General features: G+C 55.8%; 17 protein-coding genes. 9 read left to right on the top strand and 8 right to left on the bottom strand.

What is annotated here, in order from left to right; genetic code table 11:
- The first annotated feature begins 49 nt into the window (after nt 1-49).
- From trmB to lysM, 4 genes are all read left to right on the top strand, one after another.
- Nucleotides 50-817, top strand: a complete 768-nt coding sequence (trmB, locus tag ACU6HM_RS08195) for a tRNA (guanosine(46)-N7)-methyltransferase TrmB (protein ID WP_009463250.1) — start codon at nt 50-52, stop codon at nt 815-817.
- Nucleotides 814-1,761, top strand: a complete 948-nt coding sequence (gene pip / locus ACU6HM_RS08190; RefSeq protein WP_009463248.1) for a prolyl aminopeptidase — start codon at nt 814-816, stop codon at nt 1,759-1,761. The genes trmB and pip overlap by 4 nt, the downstream gene beginning before the upstream one ends.
- Before the next feature lie 42 nt (nt 1,762-1,803).
- Nucleotides 1,804-2,004: a sulfur carrier protein ThiS gene (gene thiS / locus ACU6HM_RS08185; RefSeq protein ID WP_026484989.1), complete on the top strand. Its 201-nt coding sequence runs from the start codon at nt 1,804-1,806 to the stop codon at nt 2,002-2,004.
- 130 nt (nt 2,005-2,134) lie between these two features.
- Nucleotides 2,135-2,578: a peptidoglycan-binding protein LysM gene (lysM, locus tag ACU6HM_RS08180; RefSeq protein WP_009463244.1), complete on the top strand. Its 444-nt coding sequence runs from the start codon at nt 2,135-2,137 to the stop codon at nt 2,576-2,578.
- Nucleotides 2,579-2,679: 101 nt separating this feature from the next.
- Here lysM and ffh read toward each other — a convergent pair whose 3' ends face one another.
- Nucleotides 2,680-4,104: a signal recognition particle protein gene (ffh, locus tag ACU6HM_RS08175; RefSeq protein ID WP_009463242.1), complete on the bottom strand. Its 1,425-nt coding sequence runs from the start codon at nt 4,102-4,104 to the stop codon at nt 2,680-2,682.
- Nucleotides 4,105-4,207: 103 nt separating this feature from the next.
- On the opposite strand from ffh, the gene ACU6HM_RS08170 reads away from it, so the two are divergent.
- The 3 genes from ACU6HM_RS08170 to ampD are packed head-to-tail and all read left to right on the top strand — an operon-like array spanning nt 4,208 to nt 5,943.
- A complete protein-coding gene (locus ACU6HM_RS08170) occupies nt 4,208-5,059 on the top strand; it encodes a cytochrome C assembly family protein (protein ID WP_009463240.1) in 852 nt (283 codons plus the stop codon).
- Nucleotides 5,052-5,303: a PP0621 family protein gene (locus ACU6HM_RS08165; protein ID WP_009463238.1), complete on the top strand. Its 252-nt coding sequence runs from the start codon at nt 5,052-5,054 to the stop codon at nt 5,301-5,303. Before ACU6HM_RS08170 ends, ACU6HM_RS08165 begins: the two co-directional genes overlap by 8 nt.
- A gap of 4 nt (nt 5,304-5,307) precedes the next feature.
- Entirely contained in the window at nt 5,308-5,943 is a 636-nt protein-coding gene (gene ampD / locus ACU6HM_RS08160) for a 1,6-anhydro-N-acetylmuramyl-L-alanine amidase AmpD (RefSeq protein ID WP_250756689.1), read from the top strand.
- Here the strand turns inward: ampD and ACU6HM_RS08155 are convergent.
- The 5 genes from ACU6HM_RS08155 to ACU6HM_RS08135 form a co-directional block, all read right to left on the bottom strand.
- Nucleotides 5,931-7,043: an alpha-hydroxy acid oxidase gene (locus ACU6HM_RS08155; protein WP_446763645.1), complete on the bottom strand. Its 1,113-nt coding sequence runs from the start codon at nt 7,041-7,043 to the stop codon at nt 5,931-5,933. The genes ampD and ACU6HM_RS08155 overlap by 13 nt on opposite strands.
- A gap of 21 nt (nt 7,044-7,064) precedes the next feature.
- The gene (locus ACU6HM_RS08150) at nt 7,065-7,745 is read right to left on the bottom strand and encodes a Fe2+-dependent dioxygenase (protein ID WP_250756687.1); all 681 of its coding nucleotides are present in this window, start codon (nt 7,743-7,745) and stop codon (nt 7,065-7,067) included.
- A 98-nt stretch (nt 7,746-7,843) separates the two neighbouring features.
- Nucleotides 7,844-10,039, bottom strand: coding sequence for a TonB-dependent receptor (locus ACU6HM_RS08145; RefSeq protein ID WP_251196513.1), 2,196 nt, complete (start codon nt 10,037-10,039; stop codon nt 7,844-7,846).
- A gap of 425 nt (nt 10,040-10,464) precedes the next feature.
- On the bottom strand, nt 10,465-12,369 hold the full coding sequence (gene htpG, locus ACU6HM_RS08140; RefSeq protein WP_250756685.1) for a molecular chaperone HtpG: 1,905 nt from the start codon (nt 12,367-12,369) through the stop codon (nt 10,465-10,467).
- A 94-nt stretch (nt 12,370-12,463) separates the two neighbouring features.
- Entirely contained in the window at nt 12,464-13,348 is an 885-nt protein-coding gene (locus tag ACU6HM_RS08135) for an EamA family transporter (protein WP_060186242.1), read from the bottom strand.
- 166 nt (nt 13,349-13,514) lie between these two features.
- Between ACU6HM_RS08135 and ACU6HM_RS08130 the strand changes: the two genes are divergently transcribed.
- Nucleotides 13,515-13,826 carry a monooxygenase gene (locus ACU6HM_RS08130; RefSeq protein WP_060186241.1) on the top strand — a complete coding sequence of 104 codons (312 nt, stop codon included), beginning with the start codon at nt 13,515-13,517 and terminating at the stop codon, nt 13,824-13,826.
- A gap of 64 nt (nt 13,827-13,890) precedes the next feature.
- Here ACU6HM_RS08130 and ACU6HM_RS08125 read toward each other — a convergent pair whose 3' ends face one another.
- Complete coding sequence (locus ACU6HM_RS08125; protein WP_083054202.1) at nt 13,891-14,433, bottom strand: carboxymuconolactone decarboxylase family protein; 543 nt, start codon at nt 14,431-14,433, stop codon at nt 13,891-13,893.
- Between the two features lie 130 nt (nt 14,434-14,563).
- Here ACU6HM_RS08125 and ACU6HM_RS08120 point away from each other — a divergent pair, with 130 nt between their 5' ends.
- A complete protein-coding gene (locus ACU6HM_RS08120; protein WP_115634286.1) occupies nt 14,564-15,418 on the top strand; it encodes an AraC family transcriptional regulator in 855 nt (284 codons plus the stop codon).
- Here the strand turns inward: ACU6HM_RS08120 and ACU6HM_RS08115 are convergent.
- Nucleotides 15,410-16,303, bottom strand: a complete 894-nt coding sequence (locus ACU6HM_RS08115) for a LysR substrate-binding domain-containing protein (RefSeq protein WP_026484978.1) — start codon at nt 16,301-16,303, stop codon at nt 15,410-15,412. The two genes, ACU6HM_RS08120 and ACU6HM_RS08115, sit on opposite strands and share 9 nt — an antisense overlap.
- Nucleotides 16,304-16,370 lie beyond the last annotated feature (67 nt).

Below are 16,370 nucleotides of genomic sequence, written 5' to 3'. Positions count from 1 at the left end.
CCCGCTTTTAGCTGATACGCGAGCCATTCCTGATGCCCGCGCCACAACCATGACCTCCAGCAACGAAAAACAATCCCTGCTGTCGCCCAATGTCGCGAACAGCAATTCCGGCGAGACCCATATCCGTAGCTTTGTTCATCGGCGCGCGCACATTACGCCCAGCCAGGAACAAGCCCTGGCGCGCCTCTTGCCCCTGTGGTCGATCAGCTACCGCGACAACATCCTGAAACCGGAAACGGTGTTTGGCAATGACAATCCCCTGATTCTGGAAATCGGGTTTGGCATGGGTGAAACCACCCAGAAAATTGCTCAGGCCCGCCCGGACGACAATTTCCTGGGCGTGGAAGTCTTTAATGCCGGTGTCGGTGCCTTGCTCAAGCGCATTGATGACAACCAGATCAGCAACATCCGCATCATCCAGCATGACGCGGTGGAAGTGGTACGCGACATGATCGCTCCCGGCTCGCTGGCCGGTATTCATATCTACTTTCCCGACCCCTGGCCCAAGAAGCGCCATCACAAGCGTCGTCTGGTGCAATCGCCCTTTATTCAGTTGCTGACCAGCCGTCTGAAACCCGGTGGTTACATCCATTGCGCCACCGACTGGGAAAACTACGCCGAACAAATGCTGGAAGTGCTGTCCGCCGAGCCCATGCTCAGCAACACGCACGAAGGCTACGCACCCCGCCCCGACTTCCGTCCACTGACCAAGTTCGAGAACCGTGGGCTGCGTCTGGGTCATGGCGTGTGGGATCTGATCTTCACCCGCAATGACACCCCTACCCCTGAACTGAACTGGCCCAAGAAAGAACAATGAGCGCTACCCTGTTCCCGCCTATAGAGCCTTACGCCCAAGGCACGTTGCACACCGATGATGGGCACCATATCTACTGGGAATGCTGCGGCAACCCGGCAGGTAAACCGGCCATTTTCTTGCACGGTGGGCCGGGATCAGGATGTTCTACCGATCACCGTCGCCTGTTCGACCCGCAAAAATACAATGTGCTGCTGTTTGATCAGCGCGGCTGCGGGCGTTCCTACCCTCATGCCAGCCTGGAAAACAACACCACGTGGCATCTGGTTCAGGACATGGAGCGGCTGCGCAAGGAAAAGCTCAAGGCCGACAAGATGCTGGTGTTTGGCGGCTCCTGGGGCTCGACTCTGGCGCTGGCCTACGCCCAGACTCACCCCGAGCACGTCAGTGAACTGATTGTGCGCGGTATCTTCATGGCCCGTCCTGAAGAGCTGCACTGGTTTTATCAGGAAGGTGCCTCGCGCCTGTTTCCCGATATCTGGGAACAGTATCTGGCCCCCATTCCCAAGGAAGAGCACGGGGACCTGATTACCGCCTACCACAAGCGTCTGACAGGCGATGACCCCGCTGTGCAGTTACGGGCCGCACACGCCTGGTCGCAATGGGAAAGCAATACCATCACGCTCTTGCCCAGCCAGAATCACCTGGATGCCAAGTCCAGTGATAAAGCTGCTTTGGCCTTTGCGCGTATTGAAAACCACTATTTCATGAACCGGGGTTTTCTGGAGCCGGATCAGTTGCTGAAAAACGCCCACCGCTTACATGGCATTCCCGGTGTCATCGTACAGGGACGCTATGATGTGTGCACTCCGGCGCATACAGCCTGGCAACTGCATCGCGCCTGGCCCCAAGCAGAATTTCATATGGTTGCGGACGCAGGCCACGCCTACGACGAACCCGGCATTTTGGCCCGGCTGCTGGCCGCCACCCAGAAGTTTGCCATCTGAATCACTCGTCCGGCCCTGGCCGGACCATATCCAGAGACAAGAATGAACATTACCCTGAACGGCCAGAGCAAGACTCTGGCAAACTCCGACACGGTTGGCACGCTTATCATCGAGCTGGGCTACGAGAACAAGCGTATTGCCGTGGAACTGAACGGCGATATCGTGCCCAAAAGCCAGCACGGCAGCACCCCGATCAAAGAAGGCGACACCATTGAAATCGTGGTTGCCGTCGGTGGCGGCTGATACTCGCCCTTTAAAATGCACAATTGCTGACATTCAGCTACGGCTTCGGGGATAAAAATGAGGTCATAATGGGCCGTCTCGCCTGCCATCAAGCAGGCAGCCGTAGAACCCTAACTTCAGGAGCAAAGCGATGGGCGTATTCAGTTTTCTTAAAGATGTCGGCGAAAAACTCTTTGGTGCCAACGAAGCCAAAGCAGCAACAGCTGACGAACTCCAGAAAGAACTGGCCAAACACCAACTTTCCGCCGACGGTCTGAATCTGACGGTTGATGGCGACAAAGTCACGGTTAGCGGCCAAGCAGCCTCCACCGAACAAGCCGAAAAAATTGTGCTGGCTCTGGGTAACACCCTGGGTGTCTCTCAAGTCGACAACCAGCTCAGCGTTGCTCAGCCTTCCGCACAAGCCACCATGTACACCGTACAAAAAGGCGACACCCTGTGGAAAATTGCTGAAACCAACTACGGCAAGGCAAACGGCGCAAAATACACGGTTATTTTTGAAGCCAACAAGCCTATGCTCAGCCATCCTGACAAGATCTATCCCGGTCAGGTACTGCGTATTCCAGCGCTGTAACAACAACAGCCCAGGACGAACAAAAGCCCGCGTATGCGGGCTTTTTTCTTGGTGGTCCTGCCAGAGCGAGTCACGCCCTTGCGGCAAGCTCCAAGCGCTTCTTAGCGAAAACCCTTGAAGCCCTTGCCAGCCAGACCTTTCAAGGCACCCATACCGCCCAGGCCGCGCATCATCTTGGCCATGCCGCCTTTTTTCATCTGCTTCATCATGCCTTGCATTTGCTCGAACTGATTGAGCAAGCGATTGACCTCTTGCACTGGCACGCCAGAACCGGCAGCGATACGACGCTTGCGCGAGGCTTTGAGCAGTTCGGGCTTGGCACGCTCGGCCGGGGTCATGGAGTTCAAGATCCCTTCCGTACGACGCAATTGCTGTTCAGCCTGACCACCTTGCAACTGAGACGCGGCTTGCGAGAACTGGGCAGGCAGTTTTTCCAGCAAGGAGCCCATATCACCCAGCTTCTTGACTTGCTGCAGCTGGTCACGGAAGTCGTTCAGGTCAAACTTGTCGCCCGATTTGATCTTGTCGGTAATCTTCTGCGCTTCGGCGATGTCGATATTGCGCTGAGCCTGCTCAACCAGCGAAACAATATCGCCCATGCCCAGCACGCGCTGAGCCATACGCTCGGGGTGGAATGGCTCCAGACCATCCAGCTTTTCGGAAACACCCACAAACTTCAGCGGCTTACCGGTGACATGACGTACGGACAAGGCCGCACCACCACGTGCATCACCATCCAGCTTGGTCAGCACCACACCCGTCAGCGGCAAGGCATCAGCAAAGGCCTTGGCCACGTTGACCGCGTCCTGCCCCTGCATGGCATCGACCACGAACAAAGTTTCAATCGGGTTCAGCAGATCGTACAGAGCGCGAATTTCGCGCATCATTTCTTCGTCAATACCCAGGCGACCGGCCGTGTCGACAATCAGCACATCAAAGTGATGACGCTTGGCGTGATCCAGGGCATTACGAGCAATGTCGGCCGGTTTCTGGCTGGGATCGGAGGGCAGGAACTCGACGCCCACCTGGGCGGCAACGGTTTTCAGCTGCTCGATAGCGGCTGGACGATACACGTCGGCACTGACCACCAGAACTTTCTTCTTGCCTGTCTTGCGGCCATGCTGAACGTGGCCGCCTTCGCTCAGCCATTTGGCGAGCTTACCGGTGGTGGTGGTTTTACCCGCACCTTGCAGACCGGCCATCAGAATAATCGCGGGTGGCTGAGCCGCCAGGGACAGCTCACTGGCGTTGTCACCCAGGTCTGCGCCCATCAGATTGGTCAGCTCCTGGTGAACAACACCCACCAGTGCCTGGCCAGGATTCAAGCTGTCGGCAACTTCAACACCAAGTGCCTTTTCTTTGACCCGTGCGACAAACTCGCGCACGACGGGCAAGGCCACGTCCGCTTCCAGCAAAGCCAGACGCACTTCCCTCAACATATCCTGAGTATTGGATTCGGTCAGACGAGCCTGTCCGCGCATGGTTTTCACCACACGCGACATACGCTGGGTCAGATTTTCAAACATAGGACTGGGTTCGCTTAAACTAGGTTATCGTGTGGTCTACGAATAAGAATAAAATGGCCACTTGAGGTACGCCCCGTACCGTTTTTCAGGAAATCCGGGACTTATGTCTGCAAGTATTGTATTTCACTTGCTCGCCGCACTGGCGTACATCGTGCTGTCGATCTCGCTCTGGCGTCCGTTGACTCGCGGCAGCACCCGAACCGTACTGAACGCCCCCAGCCGGGTGGCCTTGCTCTGCGCCATCATTGTGCACGGAGCGGGCCTGCTACTGACTATTGTGCTGCCTCAGGGGCTGCATCTGAGCTGGGCACTGGCCCTGTCAGCGGCAATCTGGCTGGGCATGGTGGTGTTCTGGTTCCAAAGCCTGTATCTGCGTCTGGACAGCCTGCTGCTCATTCTACTGCCTGCAGCCACAATCGTCAGCCTGCTGGCCATGGCCTTTCCCGAAGGCCATATCGTCAACCATGTCGGCAATGAATGGCTACGTATTCACTTGATGATTGCGCTGGTCGCCTATGGGCTTAGTACCGTGGCGGCTTTGCACGCCGTCTTGATGACGGCTCTGGACCGTCAGTTGCACCGCCCTATTCTTCATCAGGAGCAACGCGGTTTGTTCAGCCGGGTTCTGGACACCATGCCGCCCCTGCTGGTGCAAGAGGAGCTGCTGTTTCGCCTGATCCGTGTCTCTTTCGTAATTCTGACCTTCACGATTCTGAGCGGTGCCGCCGTCTCCATGGCGATAGACGGTAAATTTTTGCCCGCCGACCACAAAACTGTCTTTACCTTGCTATCCTGGGTTACATTTGGTGGCTTATTATGGGGTCGAAAACAGTATGGATGGCGTGGTCGCGTTGCCTTGCGCTGGACCTTAGCCGGTTTTGCCTTCCTGCTGCTGGCCTATACAGGCAGCCACTTTGTACTAGACGTCATCTTGCAACGAGGGAAAATTGGGTAAAGTCTTATTTTGGGTTGTCGCCATCCTGGCGGCCATGATCATTGCCCGCATCGTGTCGCAAAACAAGGCCCGCAAGCGCAATCCACCCAATCCCACCATGCGTCCCCCGCGCAAGCAAGGCGCTGCTGAAGAAATGGTCCGTTGTGCACACTGTGGGATTTATCTGCCACGCTCCGAAGCCTTGATGAGCAATCATCACACCTGGTGCAGCCTGGAACACGCCAAGCGCGGCCCACGCAGTTAACGCCATGGCCCGCATGCACCACGCTTACGACCTGGACCGACAGGGCTGGCTGAAACCTCATGCCAATGTCTTGCGCGCCCTGTCACCCAATCAGGATGACCGCCCCGAGGGCGACACCCCGACCTTGCTGGTGCTGCACAATATCAGCCTGCCACCGCAAGAGTTCGGCGGCCCCTACATTCGGGATTTTTTTCAAAACAAGCTGGATATCAGCGCCCACCCCTGGTTCGAGAACATCCGGGACCTGAAAGTTTCGGCCCACTTTCTGATCCAGCGCACTGGCCACATCATCCAGTTTGTTCCCACTACCCGCCGCGCCTGGCATGCGGGTGTGTCGCGCTTTGAAGACCGCGAGCGCTGCAATGATTTCTCCATTGGCATTGAGCTGGAAGGCAGCGATTTCGAGCCATTCACAGAAGCGCAGTACCGGGAGCTATCCCGCCTGAGCCGCGCCTTACGTATGCGCCATAACTTGCGCGCCGTACGTGGCCATGAGCACATCGCTCCGGGGCGCAAGACAGATCCGGGCCCTTTCTTTGATTGGGAACGGGTGAAGCGGGAACATGGCTGGCCCAAAGAAACATTGCCGGAACAAGAGTTGGGACCAAAGCAAAGACAAGTGCCAGATCAAGACCGATAAAGTAGTTCAGGGCCAATATCGGCCAAGGTATTGCAGCCGGTCAGCGCCATCGCCACTTCCAGCTCCGCCCGCAAAATATGCAGGACATGAGCAACACCGGCCGCTCCTGCAGCGGCCAGACCATAAATATAGGGACGGCCAATCATCACGGCTGTTGCTCCCAGCGCCAATGCCTTGAGCACATCTGTTCCGCGACGAATACCGCCATCCATCAGGACCGGCACCCTGCCCTGCACGACCTGACAAACCTGAGCCAAGACATCCACAGAAGTGGGGGCACCATCCAAGGTTCGCCCACCGTGATTGGACACAACAATCCCGGCAACCCCCATCTCCAGGGCTCGCTGAGCATCACAGGGTCGCATGATTCCCTTCACCCAAACAGGCAAAGGACAGTTCTGCACCAGCCAGGCCAGATCATCCCAAGTCGGGGCCGTATCTAGCAAACCACTGCCAAACAAAGGACTGGTGCCTGCTGCGCCTAAAACCGCCTGCTGCGTTGGGGCACCCCGCAAATTCACGGCATCCACACCTGCGGGCAAGGCAAAGCCCGCACGCTGTTCCTGATTACGCACACCATTGACCGCAGCATCCACTGTCAGCATCAGCGCGGTATACCCTGCCGCTTCAAGCCGCCCCAGCAAATTCAGAGTAAATGCGCGATCCCTTTGCCAATACCACTGCGCCCACAAGGGGGCATGCGCCTGTGCGGCAATCTCTTCAAAGGAATGACTGGACTGCATGCTAATTACACTGGTCGCTCCCATCGCACCCGCGCCCAACACACTGGCCAATTCACCATCAGGGTGAGCCAATCGCTGATAAGCCACGGGAGCCAGAAGAATCGGGTAGTCCATGGACTGCCCTTGCAGCGTCAAACAGGTGGAAGGCTGATCAAACGTGCTTAAAGCAGCAGGCCATAAGCCCCAGCGCCCGAAGCTGGCCAGGTTGTCTTGCAGCGTCAGCTCATCCGCCGCCCCTGCACTGAAGTAAGCCCAATCCTGCGCACGCATACGCTGACGGGCATACGGTTCGTAATCCGTCAGACAGGCAATCTGAGCTGGAATGCTACTGAGCGGGGGCAGTCGTTCTTGGGACATGGTCAATCAAGCTCCAGGCGATCAGACATCGCTCCATTCACGCAGCAAATTATGATAAATCCCCGTCAGGCGTGATAGCTCCTGGGCATCCGCATTCTGCTTGGCCAGTTGTTGAATGCTCTGATCCAGCTCCCATAGCAACTTGCGTTGATGCGCATGGCGCACCATGCTTTGCGTCCAGAAAAACGAGGCATAGCGCGTTCCTTTAGTGACAGGCTGGACGCGATGCAGACTCGTTCCGGGATACACCACCATATGTCCTGCAGGCAGCTTGATGGACTGCGTGCCGTACACATCCTCGATGATCAGCTCTCCACCTTCGTATTCATCGGGATCGCTGAAAAACAAGGTCGTGGACACATCCGTACGCAAGCGCTGAGCCGTGCCAGGAACCGTAAAAATCGCGTTATCAATGTGCTTGCCGTACTCCCCGCCACCCTCGTAACGATTAAAGCGTGGCGGCAGCATACGCAGGGGCAAAGCAGCGGCAATAAAGCCGCTGTGCTGACCCAGTACGTGCATCAGAAACTCGCCCATCTGGCGAGACACTGCTGCATCCAGAGGCAGTTGCAGGTTCCGTTTGCTGTGCTGGGCCAGATAACCCGCCGTCGCACGCCCATCCTCCCACTGCGCCTGCTCCAGGGCCTGGCGACAGTCTCGCAATTGCTCAGCGTTGAGAACGTCCGGGATAGTAATCAGCATGGGATACCTGCAAGAACAAAAAAGCACAAAGTCGTACAAGAAGCAGACAGGCCGCCTCAAGAGGGCGGCCCATCCGACTTTACACTACAAGCTGCAGCTTACTCGAAGCGGTAAGAGGCATTGAACATGTAGGAGCGGCCTGGGCCGACGTTGGCAAAAATACCAACGTGAGAGGCATCATACATGCGCACATTGCTGATGTTGTTGACGTTGAACTGGAAGGACACGTTCTTGTTCAGGTCGTAGCGCGCCATCGCATCGTAACGCCAGTAAGAAGGCAGTTTCAATTGGTTGGCGTCATCCACAAAGCGCTTGCCTACAAATGTGGCACCTGCGCCCAAGGTCAACTCGGGCATGATTTTGTAGGTTGTCCAGATATTGAAGCTCTGCTTGGAGATGAACTTCATCTGGTTGCCGTCAAAGACATTGTCTTTGTTGCGGTACTTCTTGATCTTGGGATCCAGGTAGGTGTAGCCAGCCCACAGATTCCAGTTAGGGGTAATTGCACCAGCCGCGCCCAACTCCAGACCACGCACACGATTGCTGCCACTCAAGGACACGTCACCGGTCAACGGATCAGTAGAGCGAGCATCTTTCTTGTCGGTCTGGAAAATGGCCGCTGTCAAAGACAACTTCTCGTCAGCCACATCCCACTTGGTCCCCAGTTCCCAGCTGTAGCTGCGCTCTGGCTTCAAGTCACGAATTGCTGCTCCGCCTGCCGGGCCATCTGCACCACCGGCCTGCCCCAGGTTTTCACCCGTAGGATTTGAAGATGTACCGTAGCTCAGATAAATGGAACCATTTTGTGCGGGTTTGTAGACCACGCCCAACTGATAGTTCCACATATCGTCTTTGCGAGACTCTTTGGTGTTGTCGGCTTCAAAGCGATCAAAGCGCAAACCACCATTGATCATCCACTGATCATTCAAGGTCACAGTGTCAAAGATGTAGGCCGAACGGGTCTTGATATCGCCGGTTTTGGTCTTGGGACCGTACTGCAGCGAATAGTTGTACTGTCGATTAGGGTTCGGGTCGTAGAACGAGTCAGTATCACGGCCTGGGCCACCCGTCATCGCTTTGTTGTGGATTTCCTCCTTACTGATTTCCACACCTGCAACGATGTCATGCTTGATCGAACCAGTATTAAAGCTGCCGTAGACATCTGTCTGGTTCAGCAGAGACTCTGCAACACGGTAGTTCGTCCGATCATCGCGGCGAAACTGCAAGCCAGCACCTTCCGTCGCGCAAGCCCCACCTGCACCTGCGGCGCAGTTATCAAAAGACGGACGCGTCATCAGATAGTGATTCAGAGTCTTGCTGTAACGCGTGACGTTACGCACCGTGAAACGATCATTCAGATCATGTTCGACGCTGGCCGAAGCGGTATCGGCAATGTACTTGCGAAAGTCCACATTGCGGCGACCGTAAAAGTTATCGCGGTCCGCTTCCAGTGGGGTGACGCGATCCGGATTGGCAGCATTCTTGAAAGGAAAGCCCAAGTCCGGCATGTCCTTGTTCTCAAGACGCGAGTAAGACAAGGTCACACGCGTTGGCGTACCCAAACCAAAGGCGATGGAAGGAGCAATGCCCCAGCGATCAATCTTTACACCATCGCGCCCTGCCACTTCGCCGCCCATACGCATCAGATTCAGACGGATGGCGCCGGTATCCGAGAAAGCGTAGTTACCGTCAGCAGTCAGACGATATTGATCAGACGTGCCATAGCCCGCTTCCACCTGGAAGAAGTCTTTCAGCTTGGGAGACTTGGTCACCAGGTTCAGGCTGCCGCCGGTACCGCCACGGCCGGTATAAGCCGAGCTGGGACCTTTCAAGACTTCAACCGATTCCAGGTTGAAGGTCTCGTGCGAGCCACGGGAATAGTCGCGCACACCGTCGATAAAAATATCGGTACTGGCTTCGTAACCCCGGATAAAGGGACGGTCACCCATAGGCGTGCCTCCTTCGCCCGATCCCAGGGTAATGCCAGGAGTCGTACGCAACACATCTTGCAGCGACGTTGCGCCACGGTCCCTGATCACCTCCTCCGGGATCACGGTGATGGAACGCGGGGTGTTAAGCAATGTCTCGGAAAACTTCACCGATTGCGCTTTATGCGCTTGAAAACCATCAATGCCATTAGCATCCGTCGTGCCTTGAACTTTGATGGATTGCAGCTCGGTCACGCCTGGATTGGCGGTTTGAGCAATTGCAGGAGTTGTCAGAGCAGCAAACAATGCTGCGGACAAAACCGTCTCGGCGAACCGACGAGGCGGCAGGGTGGAAACAAACAACATCACCAGCTCCATGTGGTAGTTATCGCTCTTTTTTGGGGCAGTGCCATCGAATCAAGTCCGATCGCTCGCTATTAGCGATGTTTCGCTGCCAGATAAGCGCTTTTAAAGGAAGCGGTAATATTAATCATTCTTATTATGAAGTCCATCCATATCCTGCGATTTCCTGAAATTTGACTCAAAAACCGCGTTTTTGTCCTTACATTGTGGCGTCCATACATCGTATTACGATCAATTCTCATTAAGATGGACAAAAAATAAAAAATCGCTTAGCCACAAACGTTTGTTTAGCCCCTTATCTTCCTGCTTCTCCCCTTAGTCCTCTGCCAATGGACGCAAAAAAGCCTTGATCTTACAAATGAAGATCAAGGCTATGAGGCTAAACGATTGCTGACTCCACCCAGAGGCAGAGCCAGCAAGATTCAGGTTTACAGATTCAACAGCAAACGGTTCACACGCTTCACAAAACTGGCGGGATCCTGCAATGCGGCACCCTCGGCCAGCATGGCTTGTTCCAGCAGCAACTGTGCCCACTCACCAAAAGCCTCGTCGTCAGCGGCCTGGACTTTGGCGATCAAGGCGTGCTCCGGGTTGATTTCCAGAATCGGCTTGACCTCGGGAGCTTCCTGGCCAGCGGCTTGCAGCATACGCAGCAGGTGCGGGCTCAGCTCGTTGGCATCGACCACCACGCAAGCGGGGGAATCGACCAGGCGGGCAGTAATGCGCACTTCCTTGACCTTCTCGCCCAGTGTGGTTTGCAGGCGCTCGACCAGAGGTTTGAAGGTCTCAGCCACTTCGGCCTGATGTTTCTTTTCTTCCTCGTCCGCCAGCGAATCCAGGTCCAGGCCACCCTTGGCCACGGATACCAGTTGCTTGCCTTCAAATTCGCGCAAGTAAGACAACATCCACTCGTCCACACGGTCGGACATCAACAGCACTTCGATGCCTTTCTTGCGGAATACTTCCAGATGCGGGCTGTTAGATGCAGCGGCAAAAGTGTCAGCCGTGACGTAGTAAATCTTGTCCTGACCTTCTTTCATGCGACCGATGTAGTCGTTCAGGGACACGGTCTGGGCCGAACCTTCCTGATTCGTGGAGGCAAAGCGCAGCAAGGCAGCGATACGGGCCTGATTGCCCATGTCTTCGCCAGTGCCTTCTTTCAGGACCTGGCCGAACTGGTTCCAGAACTCGGCATATTGCTCGGGTTGGTTCTCGGCCAGATCTTCCAGCAAGGACAGGATGCGCTTGGCACTACCCTCACGGATGGCACGCACATCACGGCTTTCTTGCAGGATTTCACGCGAAACGTTCAGTGGCAAATCAGCCGAATCGATGACGCCGCGCACAAAGCGCAGGTAAGCAGGCAGCAGCTGCTCGGCGTCGTCCATGATGAACACGCGTTTCACGTACAGCTTCACACCACGGCGAGCATCGCGATCCCACAGATCGAAAGGAGCTTGCTTGGGTACGAACAGGAGCTGGGTGTATTCGCTACGACCTTCGACCCGGTTGTGTGTCCAGGCCAGAGGGTTCTCGTAATCGTGAGCGATATGCTTGTAGAACTCCTGGTACTGCTCGTCGGTGATTTCCGACTTGGAGCGTGTCCACAAGGCGCTGGCCTGGTTCACGCTTTCCCACTCGTCCTGCTTTACTTGTTGCTGCTTTTCTTCGTCCCACTCTTCCTTGCGCATTTGCACGGGCAAGGAGATGTGATCGGAGTAGCGACGCAGCACGTTGCGCAGTCGCCAGCCGTCCAGGAAATCGTCCTCGCCTTCACGCAGGTGCAAGGTGATGGTGGTTCCGCGCTCGGCTTTTTCAGCGGCGGCAATGGTGAACTCGCCTTCACCGGCGGACTCCCACAGCACGGCTTCCTGATCGCTACCGGCACGACGTGTCAGCACGGACACTTTATTGGCCACGATAAAGGAGGAGTAAAAGCCCACGCCAAACTGACCAATCAGTTGAGTGTCTTTTTGCTTGTCGCCCGTCAGTTGGGAGAAGAACTCTTTGGTGCCCGAGCGAGCAATGGTGCCCAGGTTGGCAATGGCTTCATCACGGGACATGCCAATGCCGTTGTCGGAAATGGTGATCGTGCGCTGGTCCTTGTCGAACTCCACGCGGATACGCATTTCTGGGTCGCCTTCCAGCAAAGCTGGATTGTCGATAGCCTCAAAGCGCAGTTTGTCACAGGCATCCGACGCATTGGATACCAGCTCACGCAGGAAAATCTCCTTGTTGCTGTACAAGGAGTGAATCATCAAATGCAGTAATTGTTTGACTTCAGCCTGAAAACCCAAGGTTTCGGACGTATTCGCAGTGTCAGTCTGGCTCATGGTGAAAAAGCAAAAAAATGGGTTGATTGCCGCACGCCAAAGCGCGCCCTATTGCAGACAGATAGGGACGACCCACCATATTTCAAGAGACGGATCAGGCCGCCGGCCCGGATGTCAGGGCAATGACTCCGCTGATCATGATGGCGCAACCGAGCAAACTCCAGACATTGGCCTTTTCGCGCAGGACGACCATACCCAATATGGTGCCGGCCATCATGGACATTTCACGGGCGGGAGCCACCATGGACAAGGGTGCGCCCATACTTAATGCCTGCAAGACCAGGATGTAGGACATGGGCGATAACAAACCCACTGCAGCCGCCAGTTTCCAATAAGGTTTGAACTTGACGAAGCCTGCCCGCCCCCGCTTGGCGATAAAAGGGGCCAGCATCCCCAGGCGCAACACATTGCTGAACCAATCCAGCAGGAATGGCGAGATCAGCAGCACCTTGACGCCATAGGCATCGACCACGGTATAGGCCGCAATCAGAATCCCGGTCTGCATGCCCCAACGCACACCCGTCAGCGCTGCAGGGCTGAAAAAACGGCGCAGTCGACCTTGCGTGGCGATCAGCAAAATCCCCATCACGACCAGCAAGATGCCGAGCACTCCCAAAGGACGCACAGGCTCGCCCAGCAGGATAAAAGCACCAATGGAAGAGAGCATGGGGCCCGTACCACGGGCAATGGGATACACCACGGACAGGTCTGCAACCTGATAGCCTTTTTGCAAACTCAGGCTATAGCACATGTGCAGCAAGGCACTAAGCACCAAACAGGTAATGGTCTCGCTGGTCCAGGGCATATTGCCTTGCGTAAAGACCACCCATAGCGTGATGGGGAAATAAAACAGAATGGCAAAAAAGGAATAGGCGAATACGAAATGCGCCCCTGCCATCGCCGCCCGTTTAGAGAGCAAGTTCCAACCCGCATGAATGAACGCAGCACACACCACCAACAACAAAGCGGTCCAGGACATGAGGGCTTCCACCAGCAAATAGCAAAAGAAAAACTATACGCCCCCTTCAAGGGGGAGGCCAGCCAATCACGGGCCTTTCAACGTCCCATGACAAATAAGAGACAGTACTGGACAATTCAAACATCAAGGTATGATGTTCGACACGTATTTTGATATGGAGCCGATCATGAGCACCCTGCTGTATGTTGATTTTCCTTACCCCGGCCCTTGGGGCTCAGAGATGAGCGAAGCCATGCAAGAACTGGCGCAATCCATCTGCCTGGAACCTGGCTTGATCTGGAAAATCTGGACCGAGAATAAAGAACAGTCCAAAGCAGGTGGCGTGTATCTATTCAGCGATCAAGCCAGCGCGCAGGCGTATCTGGAGATGCACAGCAAACGGCTCAACAGCTTTGGCATCACCGGCATTGATGCGCGCTTTTTTGATGTGAACCAGCCGCTGACAGCTATCAATTCCGGTCCCTTGTCAGCCAAATAAAACACAGACAACAGACGCAAGAAAACCCGCCTGCATATCAGCAAGCGGGCTTCCATATCGATGCTTAGGCAGTCAGCTCAACGGCCTTGAAATCCACCGGAACCTCCAGCGCATTGTTGATGTAGTTGGTGAACAGGTTCAAGGCAGTCACACCGACCAGTTCCACCACCTCACCTTCGGAAAAGCCGGCATCGCGCACGGCTTGCACATCGGCAGCCGAAACTTGCCCACGCTGATCCACCAGCTTGAGCACAAATTTCAAAGCGGCGGCGGTACGCGGGTCATCCGACTGACCACGCTGAGCCTGGGCCAGTGTCTCCGGACTTAGGCCAGCATTGGCACCCAGCACATTATGGGCAGCCAAGCAGTATTCGCAACGATTACGGTCGGCAATGGCAACCGCCAATTGCTCGCCCAATTTCGCACCCAGCTTGCCACCGGCAAAGGCACCGAAAGAGCCCCACATGCTGCGCAAGGCGGCGGGCGAATTGGACACCATACGGAACATGGCAGGCACGCTGCCACCAAAGGCTTTTTGAATTTCCTGCAAAGCAGGCTGGCTGGCGGCGGGAGCTTGAGCAACGTCGGGCAATGTAAGACGGGACATGATGATCTCCTGGTGAAGTAGGCCGGGGTGGCCGGAAAAAGCTTGCAGGGATAGTGTCTCGCCAAGATCAAGATCATTGGATAAGATTAGTCCCGACAACTTACCTTTTCATCCAGATGAGGATGTTTTCATGAACCTGGATCGCCTCTCCCTTCTGCTGGAACAATTCCGTGTTCGGGCTCATTTGTTCTACAACGGCTCTTTGTGTGGCGTAACCCGCTTTGCGGCCCAACCCGGACGGGCCTTCTTGCACATTCTGCGACGCGGCCAGTTAAGCGTGCGCCACGATCCGCGCGATCCCGTGCCGGAAGTCCTGACCATTGACCGCCCCAGCCTGCTGTTCTACCCCCGTCCGCTGGAGCACGCTTTTTACGATCTACCCAATGAAGGCTCGGATTTCACCTGTGCCACCCTGGATTTTGATGGGGGTGAGCATCATCCCTTGGCCCGCTCCCTGCCCGATCTGATTATTGTGCCGCTGGAAGAAGCGGCCGGCCTTGAACAGGCACTGGGCCTGCTCTTTGCAGAAACGGAGTCCGTGCGCTGCGGCCATCGCCTACTAGCAGACCGTCTGTTCGAGATCGTGTTGCTGCAATTGCTACGCTGGCTGTTTGACCATCCTGATCGTTGCGAGATTCCCGTAGGCCTGTTCCGAGGTTTGTCACACCCACCCATCGCGCGCGCACTGCTGGCGATTCAGGCCGATCCCGGTCGGGACTGGACCGTGCAATCACTGGCACAGGAAGCCAAGATGTCGCGCAGCGCCTTTGCCGTGCAATTCAAGCACTGGGTGGGCGACACACCGGCAGACTATCTGGCCCAATGGCGCCTGTCGCTGGCCTGCCAGCGGCTGGCACAAGGCCAGTCTGCCAAACGTATTGCTCTGGATCTGGGCTACGCCAACCCCTCTGCCCTGTCCCGCCTGTTTCGGCAGCGCACGGGACAATCCATGCGGGAATGGTTGGCTGCCCGCCAATCAACTTGAGCGATTCTGTTCCAGCACCGCCAGAAAATTCACCAAGGCCGGGTTGGTATTGTCCGAGACATAAGCACTCATCAGCTCAGCCGCAATATCGTCTGCATCCAGCAAAGGCAGATACTCCAAGGTATCGGTGCGCAAGCGCGCCAGGGAAGCGGGAACAATAGCTGGAGCAATGCCCGCTTCAACCATGACCAGCACCGTGGGCACCATGCTTTCCTGTGCAAAGCGCGGCAGGCAGCCTGAGCGCTGCAGCATGCGCTGCTGCAAGAGATGAAAGTAACGCGACTGTTGCCGCGAATACGCCACCATTTCGTAAGAGAAAGCCTGGTGCAAGGTCAGCCCCTGACTATGCTCCTGAGCACGTGGATCATCCCGCCTGACGACAAACATCATGGGTTCGGACTCCACCAGTTGCGGGTTCAAATCGGGCACGGCAAAGGAAGGCCGAATCAAAGCCACATCCACCCGGCGCTCGTAAAGAGCCGCAGGCATATCGCTGGAGTTCATCTCGTAGATCTGTATATCCACCTGCGGGAAGTCCTGTCGAAAGCGATACAAATGCTTGGATACCCCCGCATAGGCGCTGCTGGGGGTCAGGGCTATGCGCAACATGCCAGTCTCGCCTCTATGCACTTGCTGTACCGCTTGCAAGGTCTGCTCCAGTTCGTTGCCGATCAAGCGCAGGCGGCGCTGCAACTCCGCTCCCGCCGCCGTCAATTGCACCGTGCGTGTGGTGCGGATAAACAAGGTCGCCCCTACCTGCTCTTCCAGCCTGCGTATGGCCTGACTCAAGGGCGGCTGGGTCATGAACAAACGCTGGGCTGCCCGGCCAAAGTGCAGCTCTTCCGCCACCACCAAGAACATCTCGCTTAATTTGGAGTCCAGCATATGCCCGCCAATTAGGTTAGAAAAAAGATCAATAACGATTATTTTTAATATTAGACAACATAATTAG

It is taken from the genome of Alcaligenes sp. RM2 (genome assembly GCF_052931795.1).
The sequence above is the reverse complement of the archived record's forward strand: the minus strand, read 5'-3'. Positions and strand labels throughout refer to the sequence as shown.